Raw genomic sequence first — 18,937 nt, 5'->3', positions numbered from 1 at the left:
TAGCCAGAAACATAAATTCCTTTCAGACATATCCATATCCAAACACAGCATAAATTTTCATAACGAAAGTTAGGTAGCCTATGCGTATCAAATTTAATGCCCAGTCGCTAGTACGCTACTTATTATCTAGCGACGGCTTTCTTCTCAGTTTTGTACATTTAATCGCTTTTGCATTTTTGCTCATCTCTTCCAACCATTCTTTTTATAAGAGGTTTTAATAACTATATGTCTCAAACTCAAAGCCAAACCCAATCCCAATTCAAATCAAAGCTGGTTCCTCCACACGGTAGTGCAGAGCTTAAGCCACTATTATTAAACGGTGCAGCACGCGATCAAGCATTAGAGCTTGCCAGCACATTGCCGACCATCACCTTAAGCTCACGTGAGCGTGGCGATTTAATCATGTTCGGTATTGGTGGTTTCACTCCGTTAAATGGTTTTATGAATCAAGCGGACTGGCAGGGCGTGGTTGATAATATGCGTTTGCAAAGCGGTGAAAACGCAGGTTTGTTTTGGCCAATTCCTATCACTTTGTCTGCGCCAAAAGAGACTGCGGATAATTTGAGTCAAGGCGACAAAGTAGCCTTGGTCGCACAAGATGGCGAAGTTATGGGCATCTTAACAGTAGAAGAGACTTATACCATCGATAAAGAACATGAGTGTCAGCAAGTATTCACGACCACGGATTCAGAGCATCCGGGCGTACAGCAAGTATTGAGCCAAGAAGCCATCAATATTGCCGGTAGCGTTGAAGTATTAAGCGAAGGTGAGTTCCCAGCACTATATCCAGAAATCTACAAAACGCCAGCAGAAACACGCGCAATTTTGGATGCTAAAGGCTGGAAAACAGTGGCGGCATTCCAGACGCGCAACCCAATGCACCGCTCACATGAGTATCTGGCCAAGATTGCGATTGAAATCTGTGATGGTGTACTGATTCATTCATTATTAGGCGCATTGAAACCTGGCGACATCCCAGCAGAAGTTCGTCAAGAAGCCATCAAAACCTTGATCGACAACTACTTTAGACAAGATACCGTTATACAAGCAGGCTATCCGTTGGATATGCGCTATGCTGGCCCACGTGAGGCATTATTACATGCGCTATTCCGTCAAAACTATGGCTGTAGCCATCTGATTGTCGGTCGTGACCATGCGGGTGTCGGCGATTACTACGGTGCGTTTGATGCGCAAACTATTTTTGAACACGTTGGTAAAGATGATCTTATCACCCAACCGCTCAAAATTGGCTGGACGTTCTGGTGTAATGCTTGTAATGCGATGGCTTCTGACAAGACTTGCCCACATGACGCGTCTGAGCACGTTAAAGTGTCAGGTACTAAGCTGCGTAAAGCACTATCGGAAGATGAAGATGTACCAGATAACTTTAGTCGCCCAGAAGTATTACAGATTTTGCGTGACTACTATGCTGGCATCGCAAAAGAAGAGCGTGCTGAGGTTAAATTAACGGGTGCATCTGCCGTATAAAAACTGATCATCAGTATAAAAAACTTGTACTAAGCCAGTCGTAAAAAAGGTGTCAGACTTATAGTCTGGCACCTTTTTGTTTTTATCACTATTTTTAAAATGGAAAACAACTTAACGCATACTAGCGCTGTCTCTTAAATATCTAAACCTGCTGCCAGCTTTTTATATTCTCCAGCAAGTGAGCCACCACCTGAGCAAAAATAGTTCAGTGCATACTTGTCTGGGCTGTCGATGATGAGCTTGTCATCCTTAAATTGAAAAAAAGCCGTACTGTCATTTACTTTTGCCTGAAAAATCGTACCGTGAGCAGTATCTTGGCCCATCAATGTCGCCTTACCATCGAAGTAACAAGTAGGTTTTTTGATATCGCTGCGTGAGCGAACTTTAATGTCAATCTGTCGATCATCATCTGCTCGTACCATCACGCCAACCCAATCATAGCCTTGTGCTCGTTTATCGTAGTCGGCAGTAGCGTAATCCGCTGAAACCTTATCTGTTGAAAATTTGTCTGCTGAGACATTGTCACCCAAATCATTACTTTGAATAGCTGGCAAAGCAGATGTTGTACTGGCAACTGATTTAACCGTGCTGTGGCTATCGCTATGCATAGTAGGCGACATGCTATTACAGCCTGTTAAAAAAGCCGCTAGGGTAGAGGTCATCATTATTAGCCCTACAATAGAATGAAATTGACGGTATGAAGTATTCATATAAGGGCCTTTGGTCAAGTAGAAAAGTAAGGTTCGCATAGTATTGGGATAATGAAAGTATCATTAATACAGCAAACTTTATAACGTACAAATAATGGTACAGCCTACCCAAATCATAGTCTACTTAATAAACCTTTCAGCAACTATTCAACTCATTTTATTCTTAATGATGCAAAACGATTACTAGGGCGTGTTGAACATTCGCAAATAGGCACTGCTGATCGCTAAAATTGTTCCAGACAAGGCACAAAGCGACGATAATGCAGATGCCTTAGCGAGATTTGTAACGCAGTATGGGGCAATTTTAGCATCAGCCCGCAGGGACAGGACTCTTTTTTGCCGCTTCATCGTTAAAAATAAGCGCTTAGAGTGACTAAACTTATTATTTTTAACATCGAATCGCCTAAAAAATAGTCGCTGTCAGTGCCATGGTCGAATGTTCAACACGCCCTAGTATCACTTATGCCAACTTCACTAGTCGATAAGCTAATTCGTCACTAAGCGTTTGCTATTTATGCTGCTAGCATAGCTTGCATCATCCCGACAACTGAACTCAAAAGATTGTAGGCCCTGTGATGATGGTCAAGATTTTGACAAAACGCTTCTACTACTTTTATCGAGAGCATCATGCAAAAAAAATTCCAACAAATCAGCATTGCTAGCATTCAATCAACTAATAATAAGTCTGGAAAAGCACGTGTACTTGCCACCAGCGGCATGCTTGCAGCAGCGATGATAATGACAGGCTGCAGTCCAACAGAAGCGACGCAAGATGACACGGCAAATAGTGCCAGTGGCGGGACACAGGATATTAATCTACTCAACGTCTCCTATGATGTGTCGCGCGACTTTTATAAAGACTACAACACTTTATTCAGTACCGACTATCAGAACACTCATCCAAATAGCAAAGTAAATATCAATCAGTCACATGGCGGCTCTAGTAAGCAGGCGCTCTCTGTCGCCAATGGTTTGCAAGCGGATGTGGTGACCTTTAACCAAGAGAGCGATATAAATCTGTTGGTGGAGAAAGGCTTGGTCGCTGCTGACTGGCAACAAGCACTACCAAATAATGCCGTGCCGTACACCAGCACCATGGTGCTACTGGTTCGCGCCGGTAATCCAAAAAATATCAAAGACTGGTCAGATTTGGCCCGTAATGATGTCGATGTGGTCATCCCGAACCCGAAAACCAGTGGCACGGCGCGTTATGCCTTCTTGGGTGCCTATGGTTATGGTTTGCACCAATTCAAAGAAAGCAGTAATGAAAACCCTGTAAAAACCAATGACTTTATCAAGAAGTTGCTGGCCAATGTCGTCACTTATGACAACGGCGCACGCGCAGCCACGACCAGCTTTACTCAGCGTGGTCTCGGTGATGTGCTAATCACTACAGAAAACGAAGCACATTTGACGGCTCAGCAATTTGCAAAGGGTAACGTTGACATCGTATACCCGAGCTATTCGATTGTGATTGCCAACCCAGTAGCGGTCGTAACGGCAGTGACTGAAAAATCTGGTAAGACGGAAGCGGCTGGTACTTATCTAAAAGGCTTATGGGATAAGCCTGCCCAAGAGCTCATGGCAAAAATGTATATGCGTCCAAGTGATGAGCAAATCCTAGCTGCTCATAAAGATACCTTGCCTGATATTGAGACGTTTGAACCTGTGGCTGTGTTTGGCTCATGGGCAGAGATTATGGATGCTTTCTTTGTGGATGGCGGCCGTTTTGATCAGCTGGCAAGTACTAAGTAGTGGTTAAGTTTTAGTTTATAGAACTATCTATCTTAGCTGCTTTCAATAAAACACGGACAAGATAGATAGGGTGCATGTCAGCATTAAAACCATCAATAAACAAACAGTCAGTTATACATGTAGATTATTTTAACAACTTATTGATATATCTGGCTTTGTTTACTGGTTATTCCCTTTTGGCAATAACATACGCATATTCATCATTAAACATAATAAGATGGCGCTGTTAGCATACTTGCATTACACAACAGACATCTTTGAGGTATTTATGACAGACGTAGCTCGTTATCAACAGAAAAGTAAGACTCTTAGTGCCTTGAGTATTGCTGGCGTTGCTTTGACATTGGGTTTAGCTGGCTGTAGCAACAGTGAGACTACTGAGGCCTCAGCTGATGGTTCAGCGACGACAGAAGGGCAAAATATCGAGCTGCTTAATGTCTCATACGATGTGGCACGCGACTTCTATAAAGACTACAACCCATTGTTTGTGGAACACTACAAAGCTGAAAATCCAGACAGCAATATCCTAATCAAACAGTCACATGGCGGCTCAAGCAAACAGGCATTGTCTGTTGCCAACGGTCTACAAGCCGATGTTGCCACCATGAACCAAGGGTCTGATATTGAGCTGCTTGAGAAAAAAGGCTTGGTTGAGTCAGATTGGGAAAGCAAATTCCCAGACAACGCAGTGCCGTTTACCAGCACGATCGTATTTTTGGTACGTAAAGATAATCCAAAAAATATCAAAGACTGGGAAGACTTGACCAAAGACGGTGTTGAGATTGTCATGGCCAATCCAAAGGTGACGGGTAACGGTCGTTATGCGTTCTTAGGTGCATACGGTTATGGTCTACATGCTTTTAATAAAGATGAAACAAAAGCTAAAGGCTACGTAAAAGACATGCTAAAAAATGTCAAAGTCTATGAAAACGGCGGACGTGCCGCGACAACGACTTTCGTACAGCGCGGTATTGGTGATGTATTGGTCACTTTTGAAAACGAAGCCAACCTTGCAGCAACTGATTTTGGCGCGGGTCAAGTAGACATCGTTTATCCAAAATACTCTATCAAGTCAGAGAGCCCTGTGGCAGTTGTGAAGACGGTAACAGACAAAAAAGGCACTACAGACGCTGCCAAAGCGTATCTTGATTACTTATGGAGTGAGCCTGCTCAGCAACTAGCGGCCAATCTATATCTACGTCCTAGCGTTAAGAGCGTGCTTGACAAAAACGGTGACAAATTACCGCCAGTTGAGACTTTCCGCCCGAACGATGCCTTTGGCACATGGGATGAGATCATGAGCACTTACTTCAGTGATGGCGGTGTGTTTGACCAATTAGCAATTAACGCGCCACAGTAATTGCTAGCTGAGTAGTTAGAGCAGCTACTGCGCTAAACACTGCAACAGATTAACTCAGTTAATCGTACAGTCAGTCATGAAGCACCCCATAAAGGACATGGTCGTACGCACTATGTCCTTTATATCATAAGCCGACCAATAATAATTTTGATAACAATGGTAATAATGGTCTTACAGTGAGCACCCTCGCTAAGTACCATCAGTTAGGCAATAGGACATCACTATGAGTGCAACATCTTCTTCTGCCAGTAAGCCCGGCAATAAAAAAAGTTGGCTGACCCGCTTGCGTCAGCGCAATGTGCTACCCGGGTTCGGTCTGAGCATGGGTATTACTGTCTTTAGCTTGTCGTTATTGGTGGTACTACCGTTTGCCATGATGGCCTATACCACGACGCAGATGGGTTGGACGGGCTTTTGGGAAACCATTACCCAGCCACAAGTCACTGCCGCTATTAAGCTGAGCTTATGGATGTCGTTTTTGGCGATGCTGACCAATATGGTATTTGGCACACTGGTCGCATGGGTACTTGTCCGCTATGAGTTTTGGGGCAAGTCACTGATTAATGCTTTGGTCGATTTACCATTTGCACTACCAACGGCTGTTACAGGTATCTCGCTTGCCACTTTATATGCGCCTAATGGCTTGATCGGTCAATGGTTTGCCAAGTTCGATATTCAGGTTGCCTTTACGCCAATAGGTATTTGGCTAGCTTTAGTTGTGGTGAGCTTCCCCTTTATCGTCCGTGCAGTACAGCCAGTACTCGCTGAGCTGTCGGTTGAGTTTGAAGAAGCCGCTGCGGTATTGGGCGCCAATCGATTAACGACTTTTCGTAAAGTGATTTTGCCAGAGCTATTGCCAGCCTTGCTGATGGGCGCAGGTATGATGTTTGCCCGTGCCACTGGTGAGTATGGCTCAGTTATCTTTATCGCGGGTAATATTCCGATGCAGTCTGAGATTTTGCCGCTCATTATTATCAGTAAACTTGAGCAGTTTGATATTCAAGGAGCTTCTGCGGTGGCATTATTTATGCTACTCATATCATTTGTCATCTTGCTCACCATTAATATCATGCAGTGGAAACTGTCGCGCCGTGTAGGAGCTCGCTAATATGCAAATATCTAATAGCTACGACTACCAAAGCAACGCTGCGACCAAAGATACCCCATGGATACGTCGCACCTTTATTGCCATTGCAGTGTTATTCATGATTGTCATGTTGGTCATTCCATTACTGGCTGTGTTTTACGAAGCCTTTAAAAATGGTTGGCAGTTATATATTGCTTCATTAGTAGACCCTGAAGCTTTACAAGCCATCAAGCTGACGCTCATCACGGCAGGAATTGTCTTACCAATTAATATGGTAATGGGCATCGCAATTGCATGGCTTGTCACGCGTTACCAGTTTAAAGGTAAGCAGCTGGTCACTACTTTGCTAGATTTACCATTTTCGGTATCGCCAGTGGTTGCAGGTTTGATGTTTGTGCTGCTGTTTGGACTGAACTCTACTATCGGCGGCTGGCTTGAGAGTATGGGTTTTCAGGTCATATATGCAGTACCTGGTATCATTTTGGCGACGTTGTTTGTGACCTTTCCGTTTGTTGCACGTGAGCTGATCCCATTGATGCAGACTCAAGGCGACTCTGAAGAGCAAGCAGCGCTAACATTAGGTGCGACTGGTTGGCAGACATTTTGGCATGTGACATTGCCTAATATCAAATGGGCGCTGCTATATGGTTTGATTCTGACCAATGCCCGCGCGATGGGTGAGTTTGGTGCGGTCAGCGTGGTATCTGGTCACATTCGCGGCGAGACCAACACCATGCCGCTATTGGTTGAGATTGCCTATAACGATTATAACTTTACCGCTGCGTTTGCCTTATCGAGCATATTGGCTGCACTTGCCTTAGTGACGCTACTGATTCAGCAAGTCATGACCAAGATACAAGAGCGTAAATTTGCTAATTCTGAGCGGCTTGCCAGCGCACCTGAGCTGCCAGTGAGTGCTAACGCAACGGTCAATACTGAATCGACGAGTGCGGACAGTACTGGCAAGGTATAACTGCCATTATCTGATAAATGATGTTAATACTACGGATGCAGTCGCTACTCAGCTACTTGCCACGATACGACAAAAGATATAATAAGAGATACGATTATGAGCATTGAGATTCGCAACGTTAATAAAAAATTCGGCAATTTTACCGCTTTAGACAATATCAATATCACGGTGCCGACTGGCAAGCTGACGACGTTGCTAGGTCCATCAGGCTGTGGTAAGACTACCTTGCTACGTATTATCGCAGGTCTAGAGTATGCTGACTCTGGGCAGGTATTGTTCGATGAGCTGGATGTGACCAATACCCCAGTTCAAAAGCGCCATATTGGCTTTATGTTTCAGCATTATGCACTGTTTCGCCATAAGAACATCGCGGACAATGTGGCGTTTGGATTGACCTTATTGCCAAAAAACGAACGCCCAAGCAAAGCTGATATCAATAAGCGCGTGGCAGAGCTCTTAGACCTCGTACAGCTACCACAAGTTGCCAATGCTTATCCGCATCAGCTATCAGGTGGTCAGCGCCAGCGCATTGCATTAGCACGTGCACTTGCTGTCAAACCGAAGCTGTTGCTGCTAGATGAGCCGTTTGGTGCACTAGATGCCAAAGTCCGTAAAGAGCTGCGCACATGGCTAAAAAACATCCACCACGAGCTTGGTATCACCAGTATCATGGTGACGCATGATCAAGAAGAAGCGCGTGCGGTATCAGATGAGATCGTCGTGATGAATCAGGGCCGAGTAGAGCAGGTAGGCACGTCAGAGGAGCTGATACACCAGCCAGCCAACGCCTTTATCAGCGATTTCTTAGATCTTGTATAAGTATTTGACCTAGCGCCATTTAGGTCGAATTACCAATAGTTGAGCAAAAAAAAAGACCTACGAAAGTAGGTCTTTTTTGGTCTGGAGCATTGCCGCAGATCTATGGTCTTAAACGCTTTTTATAAAGTACAGTCAAAGAACCAAAAATCTAAGCGGACAATCGTATCTAAGCAAGATCCGATACATCTCTACTAGTGCCTCTAGGAGTGATTTGCTCGTAGGTGATGTCTAAGATATCTTGACACCAATCTGGTAAATCATCAGCGACCTCATACCACATCCAAGTACCGTCACGTACACAGCTCAGAATACCCAGTTTTTTCAAATGGTTTAGGTGGCGTGATATCGTTGGCTGTGGCTGGTCAAGCATATCTACCAAATCACCCACGCAACGTGCTTCTTTTTTAAAAAGAATTTGAAATATTTTTAGACGTGTCGGATCAGATAGGACTTTGAATAAATCGATAGGTCGTATCGTAAAGTTATTATCAGACATAGGTGAATTCCAATGGGCTTCGTTAATAGGGGTTCAATATAACAGCAGTTATCTACAAAATCGATTAAAAAATAAGCAAATTTACAGTTCATCGTCAATTCACTACCTTTGACAATATTCGGTTACACGCACACTTATATCCACTTACATAAATGAACTGCCTGTAATACAAGGATACTGTCTCAACGAATAAATATATCGAATGTGATTGAAAATGATAATAATTATCGTTATTATACTGCAAGCGATAAACGTGATTTTAACGACTAAGTTTTAATTGCTAGAAAACAGTAAATTATCCGTCTATCAATGACACTTATCACAAAAGTTTTTATATAAGTGTCGTATGCCGTCATTATCGAATAGTGGTATTCCGAGGAGCCAATCCATGTACGTATGTATCTGCAACAACGTAAAAGAAAAGCAAATCAAAGCAGCTATTGCTGCAGGTGTTGATACGCTCGATGGTCTAAAAGATACGCTCGATGTAGCAACGTGCTGTGGCTGTTGTGAGCCGATGGTTAATGACTACCTAGATGAACACCATGCAAAACTCGATAATCTAGCGTACGCCGTTTAAACACTGTTAATCACATATTCTCGTTATCTAGTGCAATAAGACCTAACACGATAAATTATATTCAGTATTTTGCATCTAACTCTATTTATTATACATAAGGAGCAGGGTGCAAGCGTCCGTATAACCTCAGTCATACACCAACACGAACTATATTAAATAGTCTCATGCCAGTTGTAGCTAATTATGATTCTCAATTAGCATCTTATTCTTAGTTCATAACGTTACACCCTATACTGCGCCTGTATGCTACTATATTTACCTGAGATTAGAAGCCATTTTATTGATTTTGATTTTTACTGATCAGTTTGCCAATTATGCTATCCTTATATAATAAATTGTGGATGTATGGTGATCGGTAAAAATAAATAGGGGAGTACGCGTTATGATAGGTAGCCAGAAAGTCATTGATTATTTGAATTTCTTACTAGGTGGTGAGCTTGCCGCCCGTGACCAATATTTTATCCATTCAGAGATGTATGCTGAGTGGCACTATGGCAAGTTATACGACCGTATCCATCATGAAATGGAAGACGAAACGCTACACGCGCAAAATATCATTCGCCGTATCTTGATGTTGAGTGGCACGCCAAAGATGTCGGTCGACGCTATCCATATCGGTGCGACTGTCCCTGAGATGTTGCAGTTTGACCTAGATTTAGAGTATCAAGTACAAAAGCATCTAAAAGAAGGCATCGCACTTTGCGAAGCAGAGCATGACTATGTCACGCGTGAGATGTTGGTTGAGCAGTTGAAAGACACCGAAGAAGATCATGCGCACTGGCTTGAGCAGCAGCTCCGTCTCATCGACATGATTGGTCTACCGAATTACCTACAAAGCCAAGTGGCTGAAGTTACTCCTAATATTGTCTGATATCATCCTACGTATGAATAGCATTCACAGTATTTAGCATAAATAATAGAGATTAAGGGAGAAAGGTAATGACAGGGGATAAAGAAGTTATTCGCGCGTTAAATAAAGTACTTGGGCAGTCATTGATTGCTATCAACCAGTATTTTTTGCATGCACGTATTGCACGTCATTGGGGTCTAGAGGCGCTTAATGACTCATTATATAAGCAATCTATTGCTGAGATGAAATGGTCAGACGACCTAATCGCTCGTATTTTGCTGTTAGGCGGCTTGCCAAACTTGCAGGAACTGGGCAAGGTATTGGTTGGCGAAGATGTACCAGAAATCATCGAGTGCAACTTACGTCTTGAGAGACAAAAGTTCGATATTATTACTGATGCTGTCACCTTATGTGAGACAAAGTCTGACTATGTCTCTCGCCAGCTATTAGTCACGCTAAAAGATGGCAATGAAGAGTATGAAGATTGGTTAGAGACGCAGCAGGACTTAATCGAGAGTATTGGTGTAGAGCGCTACATCCAATCGCAAATGAGTGATGATGACGCATAATAGTATTAATTATTAATGTCAGTCATAAGAAAAAGCCAGTATGAGATTGATAATCCAATCGCTTACTGGCTTTTTTCTGTCTATAGATAAGCTATTTTTAACGTTTCGGCTATATAGAATAGAGACGTGTTGTACGTAAAGTCTCACTCAATAGAAAGCTTATCTTGATTGGAGACACGCTCTAGTATAAACCGCGGCCATCCTCAGGTTTTAAACGTAAAAAATACAGCCCCGAGAGAATGGTCAAAATGCCCAATATCCAATAAGTGGTTTGGAACGCCACTAACGTATCCATCTGTAGACGCTCACGTAATAAATTCAATACAGCAGCACCGAACGCAATACCAAAGCTAATCGCTAGCTGCTGATTAACTGCCATTAAGCTGTTACCACTACTGGTTTGTGTGCCCTGTAAATCGCCAATCGTAATCGTATTCATCGCACTGAACTGCATGGAGTTACAGGCACCCATGATGGTCAGAATAGGTATAAACCATAGCCACTGCGAGGCATCATTAAACTGCGCTAGCACAATGATAAGCGAACCCATAAACAAGGTATTGTAGACCAGCACCTTACGATAGCTAAACCGCTGAATAATCTTGCTAACCCAAGGTTTAATACCTATAGCACCAACCGCAATCGGGGCAAGTAGCCAACCTGCCTGCGAAGGTGAGTACTCAAACACCACTTGTAGTAATAAGGGCAGCAAAAAGGGCACGGCACTGATACCAAGCCGCGTAAACAAGTTGCCTGTAATACCGATTCGAAAGGTGCGAATATCAAACAAGCTGAGTGGAAACAGGGGAGCTGCTCGCCGTTTGGCATGCCAGACATACGCGCCGATCAATAGACTTGCGGCCAACCCAAGCAACAACCCATAAACCCCGCGACCTATCTGTGAACCAAACTCGACAGCCAGTGTGAACCCGCAAGCAGCGGCGGCAAACAATACAAACCCTGTCCAGTCAAGGCGCTTGGTATCTTCAAATAGCGCTGGAACCAGTTTTTTGCCCATGATAAAACCTGCCACGCCCATCGGTATATTGATCAAGAATATCCAATGCCAGCTGGCATACTGCACGATATAGCCGCCTAATACTGGACCGACTAGCGGTGCAACCAACGCTGGTATCACAGCGAAATTCATCACAGTGAGCAGCTTATTGCGCGGATAAGACTTAACCAATATCAAACGAGCGACAGGCGTCATCATGGCACCGCCGATACCCTGTACCACACGTGAGGCAACCAAAAAATCTAGCGTTTGCGATGTAGCACACAGTAATGAGCCAATACAAAAAATGATGACCGCTGATAAAAATACGCGGCGTGTGCCATATTTATCCGCTAAAAAACCACTGATAGGGATAAAAATCGCCAAGGTCAATGCATAGCTGATGACAGCCCACTGCATCTTTAGTGGCGACTCACCCAACGCCTGTGCCATTTGCGGTAAGGACGTGTTTAAAATAGTGGCGTCCAAAATTTGCATAAATAGCGCTACCGCTAGTACATAAGGCAGATATTTATCTTGAGTCGGGGTGAGCGTTACCATGTGAGTCCCATTGAACGTCTCGTTATGAAGTAAGAAAATAGCGTATTTGCGAGCAGATCACTATGCAAGCTGAGTAGTATAAGAAAGCCTGGCTTATAATAAAAGTGACTCAAAGTAACTGATATAAGATAACTTATATAAAAGCAACGATGCAAAGGGTAGCTAACAGACAGCTAAAGAGGCGAAACAAGACAAAAAAGCTGCTCAGTGCTAACAGCTTATTTTCTTTTACTTTAGCATTAGAAACACAACATTGATTACAAGAGAGGACTTTAATATCGTTATGAGTTCTCGCTATAGTAAACCTTCGCGGCAGTCATAAATACAAACCGAGGATAAATTATGAGTCAAGATAATAATAAATACGTACCACCAAAAGTTTGGACGCAAGATAAAGACAACGGCGGCAAGTTTGCTAGTATTAATAGTCCAACGTCTGGAGCTCGCTATGATAAAGAGCTGCCCGTTGGTGATGCTCCGTTACAGCTGTACTCGTTAAATACACCAAATGGTGTTAAGGTAAACATACTATTAGAAGAGCTGGCCGAACTTGGTATTGATGGGGCAGCATATGATGCCTATAAAATCGATATTTCTAAAGGTGAGCAGTTTGGCTCAGGGTTCGTAGAGATAAACCCCAATTCAAAGATTCCAGCCTTGGTCGATCATTCTACTGATACAACAGAGGGGCCGATAGCACTCTTTGAGTCGGGTGCTATCTTAATGTATCTAGCAGAAAAGTTTGATAAGTTCCTACCACTGGCTACTGGCAAAGCGCGAGCAGATTGTTTGTCTTGGATTATGTGGCAAATGGGTAGCGCGCCTTTCTTAGGTGGCGGCTTTGGACACTTTTATGCGTATGCGCCTGAACCTCTAGAGTACCCAATCAACCGCTATACGATGGAAACCAAGCGTCAGCTCGATGTATTAGATACGCATTTAAAAGATAATGAGTACCTGTGCGGCAATGATGAATCTGATTACAACATTGCGGATATGATTGTCTGGTCTTGGTATGGTCAGTTGGCACTAGGTAAGCTCTATGACGCGGAAGAATTTTTACAAGTAGAAGACTACAAACACTTGCAGCGTTGGGCTAAGAAAATCGCCGAACGTCCTGCGGTCAAACGTGCAGTAGCGCTAGAGCTAAAACCAATCGACTAAACTAAGTACTCAGTAAAGCTTAGATCTAACAGTACAGTTTAAGCATAAATAAACCTTAAACAGAGCAGCAAGGCTGATAAGCAAATAGCTTATCAGCCTTTAGCTTATCAGCCTTTTTACTTATATTCATAAAAATGAATATAATGTATGCTAGGTCTTCCCTTTGTCTTTACACAATGATACATTAGTACAACAGATAGAAACACTAGTGCGTTAAGATAGCCGAGCACCATTACAATAGACAGGTGTTTATACTTCTTCTACTGAAAGGTGATGATTATGAAAGACAATAATTATATAAACGATATGTCGCTATCAAGAGGCGCTGATTTAACTGGTGTTAGTAGGTCAGGCATTATCTATGACGATAATAAGTATGATGACAATAGCTATAAAAACAGTGCCCAGTCTAATAAAAATCCCAAAAACATCACTGTAGAGTATTATTCAGAAAACATACCTAAAAAAATAAAAGAACAATCCACCTATATGATAAAAAATAAAATATTACTGCCTGTACTTGCAGCGCTTAGTACCGCTTTATTTAGTACCACCAGTATGGCCAATACATCGACTGAGTTTACTAGTCAAGACTGGCAAGTCGCTTGTGATAATACGCGTACGTGCCGGCTGGCAGGGTATCAAGCAGAGAATAACAGTGAGTTTCCGGTTTCTATATTGCTCGTACGCCGTGCAGGTGCAAATGCTGGCGTGGATGGTAAAGTAAAGCTTGGCGGAGCAAAGGACAGCTCGTCTAAAGCCTTAATGCAGCTTGGTAATCGTCATCGCATCTCGTTGTTTATTAATGACAAGGATTATGGTGAGACGAAGCCATATTCAGCCGCTGCAGGTAACGCTGAGCTTACTCAAGCGCAGGTAACTGCATTGTTAGAAGCTTTGACCAAATCTAGCAAGATTACGTTGGCCTTGCGCAATTCACGTTGGCAGCTCTCTGACAAAGGTGCCAGTGCTGCTATGCTAAAAGCCGATGAGTTCCAAGGTCGCGTTGGTACATCCAGTGCTTTTATCAAAAATGACGATGCTGCTAAATCTAGTGGCGGTATATTACCTCCCAAAGCCGCGCCAGTACTGCAGTTCATCGTTCCAAGCGCCAAAGCGGACGATGGTAATGACAAAAAGTTTGTAATGAGGTCCTCTCAGTTGGCAGCGTTGGTAAAAGGCACAATGAAAGATGCAGACAGCGTTTGTCCCAATCTTTCAGACAAATCACCTTGGCGTATCAGTCGTCTAAATGGCTCTCAGCTGTTGGCACAGCATGAGTGCTGGACAGGCGCTTATAACGCTGGAGCAGGAGTTTGGGTGATCAATGACAGTAAACCTTATAAGCCAACGTTGGTTACGACCAATGCTACTGGCTACGATAAAGGCAAGCTTACCTCTGTACAAAAAGGTCGCGGCATCGGTGATTGCATGAGCAAAACCGATTGGCTATGGACGGGCCGTGCATTTGAAAAGAGCCATGAAAGCACCACTGGACTTTGCCGCTTAATCGAGGCGGGCGGGGCATGGCAGCTACCTACTTATGTAACAGAAGTCAAAGTAGTACGATAGATAAATAGTGAGTAGCTCATTTGCTTTAGTTATTCAATTCTGCTGTAGTTATTAAATAAAACAACTAAACTTGTTTATTATCAACACTGTTAGTGCTTATTTACTCCGTAATTGAAGAAATAGGTACATATTTTTTTTTATTGTGCTATACTGCGTCGCCACGTTAGCTTAGGCTTTCGTGAATTATGAGATTGATAACATCGCCTGCGATTTTGGGTCTAGGATGACCATAAGTAATTGTTGCCGATGATTTTGTGTACTTAAATAACCTTTAAAAATATCCGTTATTTTTGACTCATATCTTATCTACTGGCCTATAACTAGGGTCTAGATTGGTTGCTGTTTGCCTTTATCTGCTTTGGACAAAGCATTGATAATGAGCGTATATCAAGCAAGGATAAGACACTCGGCACTACCACCAAAATACGTCAGACAGCACGAACGCATTTATTATAAAGACGCTAAGCTCTATTGGCTTGGTTTCTAATTATCGACAATTTTATATTGCTCGGTAATGCTAATAAGAGCAGCGTGGTGAACGGTTATCAGTGGTATGCATCAAGTTTGCTGAATTTACAGCAACTTATACTTACCAAGGATTCTTATGACTGACATCTTATCTGCAATCGCCGCTGAAAACGGCATCATCGAAAGCACTGACACTCCAAATACTGATAACAATACTCAAGCGGCTGCTACTGACGCCACTGAAGAAAACAAAATCACTTTTACTGATCTTGGCATTGCTAAGCCAATTCTTACTGCCCTTGATCGCAGTGGCTATACCAATCCAACCCCTATTCAAGAACAAGCCATTCCTTTTGCTCTAGCCGGTCGTGACCTTTTATTGTCAGCGCAAACGGGTAGTGGTAAAACAGCGGCTTTCGTTATCCCTGTACTTGACCGTTTGAGCCGTGCTACTAGCTTTGACAAACTAACCAAAGCACTTATCCTAACGCCAACGCGTGAACTTGCTCAGCAAGTACATGACAGCGTTCGCACTTATTCTAAAGATATGCGCGGTCTATTTTGTGTACCACTAGTTGGCGGCGCACCATACAACGGTCAGATCACTGCTTTGAAAAAGGGCGTTCAAGTAATCGTTGCAACTCCTGGTCGTCTACTTGACCATATCAATGCAGGTCGCGTTGATTTGTCAAACCTAGAAGTATTGGTACTTGACGAAGCTGACCGTATGCTAGACATGGGTTTTGCTGATGACATCAGTGACATCCTTCGTGCAGCGCCAATCGATCGTCAAACGATCATGTGTTCAGCAACTTGGGATGGCCCAGTAGGTAAAATCGCTGCCAGTTTCACTAAGAACCCTGAGCGCGTATCAATCAAAGTAGAATCTGCACACATCGAAGAAAAAGTGTACTACTGTGATGATTTTGATCACAAAAACCGTTTACTTGACAAAATCGTTTGCCAACAAGATATGGAACAAATCATTATCTTTGCTGCTACCAAACGTAGCACTGAAAAACTGGCTAAACAGTTACAAGAAGCAGGCCATAAAGCAAGCTTCCTACATGGTGACTTGCCACAGAGCAAGCGTAACCGTATCGTTCAAGACTTGCGTAATGGTAAAGTAAAAATCCTAGTAGCGACTGACGTTGCTGCTCGTGGTCTAGATATCCCAGCTATCTCGCACGTTATCAACTATGACTTGCCGCGTCAGACTGAAGATTACGTCCATCGTATCGGTCGTTGTGGTCGTGCTGGTCGTACTGGTGTTGCTATCAGCCTATGTAGCATGGATGATCGTCCACAGCTTAACGCTATCAACCGTTATCTAGATCGCAAAATGGAAGTATGTATCATCGAAGGTATGGAGCCTAAGAAAACTTACGTACCTAGCGAAAACAAAGGTAATGGTCGTGGTCGTGGTCGTGGTCGTTCTAACGGCGGTGGCGGTCAAGGCCGTGGTCGTTCAGGCGGTGGCTATGCTGGTAAATCTAGCGGTGGTGGTCAAGGTCGTGGTCGTTCAAGCGACAGCGCTCCAACTGGTCAACGCGCTAGCAATGACAGCGGTTATCAAGGTAAGCCACGTGACACGTCAGGCAAACCAAATGAGCGTTCAGGTGGCAAGCCGTATCAAGGCAAGCGCACTGGTGGCCCAAGCCGCGGTGATAGCAATGGCGTTCCACGTGGTGAGCGTGCTGCAACTGGTCGCGGTCGTCCAAGCGGCAGCCAAGGTCGTCCAGCTGGTCGTTCTGACAGCCGTGGCCAAGGTCGTCCAAACGGCGGCAACCGTGGTAACAACTCGTAATACAGCTATATTTGACGATTAAAATCATTGATTCATTAATCGTCTAAAGATAGCATTGAAAAAGCCAGATACTTGTTATCTGGCTTTTTTGTGTTTACCTGTTTTATATTGCGCCATGATTACTTTATGCCCTTACTTGCCTAACCGTTACCTTGCTATTTATTCCGTCAAATACTACTCGGCAAATCCTAGCTAATAGTCGATGGCTGCTTGCAGGAGTTTTTTGCCTTGTCTATACTGATTTACTTTTGCCCGTTGTAACTCTTGGAGCGCCTTGATGCCTGCCACCTCAAACTTAGCAATTGATAATTTGCCATTAGCCTTTGGCATCATCATGGCCATTATTGGTCTGGTTTTTTATACCCAAGGCTTACCGGGTAAATTTTGGCGTCGATTTTATGCCATATTGCCTGGTATTGTGCTTTGCTGCTTTATACCAGCCACTCTAAATAGCTTAGGCGTGTTTGCCGATGGTATTGGTTCGCAGATTTATGGTTTTACTGCCACTTACTTACTGCCAGCAAGTTTGCTGTTGATGACCTTGTCCATGGATGTGCCTAAAATACTGGGCTTAGGCTGGAAAGCAATCGCGATGTTTTTTGCTGCCAGTATTGCCATTGTCATCAGTGGTCCAATCAGTTTGGGAGTCGCTAAGTGGGTATCGCCTGCCATGTTTACCGATGATACTTTATGGCGTGGGTTTTCTGCTGTAGCAGGTAGTTGGATTGGCGGCGCGGCCAACCAAGCAGCGATGAAGGAGCTGTTTGGGGTCAGTGATGATTTGTTTGGTATGATGATTTTGGTCGATACCACCAATGCCTCGCTGTGGCTGTTAGCTATCTTAGTAATGGCAAAACATAGCGATAAGATAGACCGCTTTTTGCGAGCTGATACGAGTAGTATTGATAAAGTCGTCAAAGCAGTCGAGAGCTATGAGCGTGATCATGCCCGCCCAGCCACTATCAATGATTTGATGGTGATGTTTGGCTTATGCTTTGCGATGGTCGGAGTGGCGCACTTTGTCGGTGGCCAGATTGCAGATTTCTTTGCCCCTTATAGTTGGGCCGTTCAATATAGCTTTGCCAGCTCGTTCTTTTGGATGGTGGTAATTATTACGGTAATAGGTGTTATATTTTCGTTTACTAAGATACGTAGGTTAGATCATGTTGGCGCATCAAAAATCGGCACGGTATTTATCTTTGTATTAATCGCCGCGATTGGTATGCAAATCAATCTGGCTGGAATCGTCTCACAGTGGCGACTATTGCTTATCGGTTTACTATGGATGAGCATCCATGTCGTTATCATATTTGCCGTTGCTAGAATCATTCGAGCACCGTTCTTCTTTTTGGCAGTTGGCTCTAATGCCAATACGGGCGGTGCTTCTTCTGCACCGATTGTCGCCACAGCTTTTCATCCATCGCTAGCGCCTGTTGGCGTGTTCTTGGGTATTTTAGGTTACGCAGTAGGGACATTTGGTGGTTATATCAGCACCCAATTGATGCGCTTGGTTGTGTCTTAATGTCTAAATTTTCAGTTCTTGCTAAACAAAACCCGCCTTGATGCGGGTTTTTTATTATTAATGATTGGATGACTTGAGTTATCGTTTTGTCTATCTATGCTATTGATACGTAAGCCTAGCCACAGCCTTGCATAAGTACGTGTTAACCTTTCTGCTAAT

At 43.5% G+C, this 18,937-nt stretch carries 16 protein-coding genes; 13 read left to right on the top strand and 3 right to left on the bottom strand.

Annotation, left to right across the window (positions count from 1 at the left end):
• Positions 1 to 225 precede the first annotated feature (225 nt).
• Positions 226 to 1,488 carry a sulfate adenylyltransferase gene (gene sat, locus JMX07_RS07380; RefSeq protein WP_101205906.1) on the top strand — a complete coding sequence of 421 codons (1,263 nt, stop codon included), beginning with the start codon at positions 226 to 228 and terminating at the stop codon, positions 1,486 to 1,488.
• 134 nt (positions 1,489 to 1,622) lie between these two features.
• On the opposite strand, the gene JMX07_RS07375 is transcribed toward sat, so the two are convergent.
• Positions 1,623 to 2,153, bottom strand: coding sequence for a hypothetical protein (locus JMX07_RS07375; RefSeq protein WP_201607179.1), 531 nt, complete (start codon positions 2,151 to 2,153; stop codon positions 1,623 to 1,625).
• Positions 2,154 to 2,825: 672 nt separating this feature from the next.
• Between JMX07_RS07375 and JMX07_RS07370 the strand changes: the two genes are divergently transcribed.
• From JMX07_RS07370 to JMX07_RS07350, 5 genes are all read left to right on the top strand, one after another.
• A complete protein-coding gene (locus tag JMX07_RS07370) occupies positions 2,826 to 3,953 on the top strand; it encodes a sulfate ABC transporter substrate-binding protein (protein ID WP_201607178.1) in 1,128 nt (375 codons plus the stop codon).
• Positions 3,954 to 4,221: 268 nt separating this feature from the next.
• Positions 4,222 to 5,313 (top strand): sulfate ABC transporter substrate-binding protein, encoded by a 1,092-nt coding sequence (locus JMX07_RS07365; protein WP_201607177.1) that lies wholly within the window; start codon positions 4,222 to 4,224, stop codon positions 5,311 to 5,313.
• A gap of 223 nt (positions 5,314 to 5,536) precedes the next feature.
• Positions 5,537 to 6,421, top strand: coding sequence for a sulfate ABC transporter permease subunit CysT (cysT, locus tag JMX07_RS07360; RefSeq protein ID WP_201607176.1), 885 nt, complete (start codon positions 5,537 to 5,539; stop codon positions 6,419 to 6,421).
• A 1-nt stretch (position 6,422) separates the two neighbouring features.
• Positions 6,423 to 7,373 carry a sulfate ABC transporter permease subunit CysW gene (gene cysW / locus JMX07_RS07355; RefSeq protein WP_201607174.1) on the top strand — a complete coding sequence of 317 codons (951 nt, stop codon included), beginning with the start codon at positions 6,423 to 6,425 and terminating at the stop codon, positions 7,371 to 7,373.
• 96 nt (positions 7,374 to 7,469) lie between these two features.
• Positions 7,470 to 8,192, top strand: a complete 723-nt coding sequence (locus JMX07_RS07350; RefSeq protein WP_082624600.1) for a sulfate/molybdate ABC transporter ATP-binding protein — start codon at positions 7,470 to 7,472, stop codon at positions 8,190 to 8,192.
• 166 nt (positions 8,193 to 8,358) lie between these two features.
• Here the strand turns inward: JMX07_RS07350 and JMX07_RS07345 are convergent, their stop codons facing one another.
• The gene (locus JMX07_RS07345; RefSeq protein ID WP_057760261.1) at positions 8,359 to 8,688 is read right to left on the bottom strand and encodes an ArsR/SmtB family transcription factor; all 330 of its coding nucleotides are present in this window, start codon (positions 8,686 to 8,688) and stop codon (positions 8,359 to 8,361) included.
• A 388-nt stretch (positions 8,689 to 9,076) separates the two neighbouring features.
• Here JMX07_RS07345 and JMX07_RS07340 point away from each other — a divergent pair, with 388 nt between their 5' ends.
• From JMX07_RS07340 to bfr (JMX07_RS07330), 3 genes are all read left to right on the top strand, one after another.
• On the top strand, positions 9,077 to 9,268 hold the full coding sequence (locus JMX07_RS07340) for a bacterioferritin-associated ferredoxin (protein ID WP_101205900.1): 192 nt from the start codon (positions 9,077 to 9,079) through the stop codon (positions 9,266 to 9,268).
• Between the two features lie 382 nt (positions 9,269 to 9,650).
• Positions 9,651 to 10,139, top strand: a complete 489-nt coding sequence (bfr, locus tag JMX07_RS07335; RefSeq protein ID WP_201607172.1) for a bacterioferritin — start codon at positions 9,651 to 9,653, stop codon at positions 10,137 to 10,139.
• Positions 10,140 to 10,207: 68 nt separating this feature from the next.
• Positions 10,208 to 10,687, top strand: coding sequence for a bacterioferritin (bfr, locus tag JMX07_RS07330; RefSeq protein ID WP_057760255.1), 480 nt, complete (start codon positions 10,208 to 10,210; stop codon positions 10,685 to 10,687).
• 181 nt (positions 10,688 to 10,868) lie between these two features.
• Here the strand turns inward: bfr (JMX07_RS07330) and JMX07_RS07325 are convergent, their stop codons facing one another.
• Positions 10,869 to 12,245, bottom strand: coding sequence for a DHA2 family efflux MFS transporter permease subunit (locus tag JMX07_RS07325; protein WP_201607164.1), 1,377 nt, complete (start codon positions 12,243 to 12,245; stop codon positions 10,869 to 10,871).
• Positions 12,246 to 12,587: 342 nt separating this feature from the next.
• Between JMX07_RS07325 and yghU the strand changes: the two genes are divergently transcribed.
• From yghU to JMX07_RS07305, 4 genes are all read left to right on the top strand, one after another.
• A complete protein-coding gene (gene yghU / locus JMX07_RS07320) occupies positions 12,588 to 13,409 on the top strand; it encodes a glutathione-dependent disulfide-bond oxidoreductase (RefSeq protein ID WP_201607162.1) in 822 nt (273 codons plus the stop codon).
• Positions 13,410 to 13,688: 279 nt separating this feature from the next.
• A complete protein-coding gene (locus JMX07_RS07315; RefSeq protein ID WP_227684693.1) occupies positions 13,689 to 14,981 on the top strand; it encodes a DUF1176 domain-containing protein in 1,293 nt (430 codons plus the stop codon).
• Positions 14,982 to 15,585: 604 nt separating this feature from the next.
• The gene (locus JMX07_RS07310) at positions 15,586 to 17,256 is read left to right on the top strand and encodes a DEAD/DEAH box helicase (RefSeq protein WP_201607158.1); all 1,671 of its coding nucleotides are present in this window, start codon (positions 15,586 to 15,588) and stop codon (positions 17,254 to 17,256) included.
• A gap of 277 nt (positions 17,257 to 17,533) precedes the next feature.
• Positions 17,534 to 18,778 (top strand): DUF819 domain-containing protein, encoded by a 1,245-nt coding sequence (locus JMX07_RS07305; RefSeq protein WP_201607155.1) that lies wholly within the window; start codon positions 17,534 to 17,536, stop codon positions 18,776 to 18,778.
• Positions 18,779 to 18,937: the final 159 nt, after the last annotated feature.

This window comes from Psychrobacter immobilis, from assembly GCF_904846235.1.
Lineage (GTDB): Bacteria > Pseudomonadota > Gammaproteobacteria > Pseudomonadales > Moraxellaceae > Psychrobacter > Psychrobacter immobilis_C.
The sequence above is the reverse complement of the archived record's forward strand: the minus strand, read 5'-3'. Positions and strand labels throughout refer to the sequence as shown.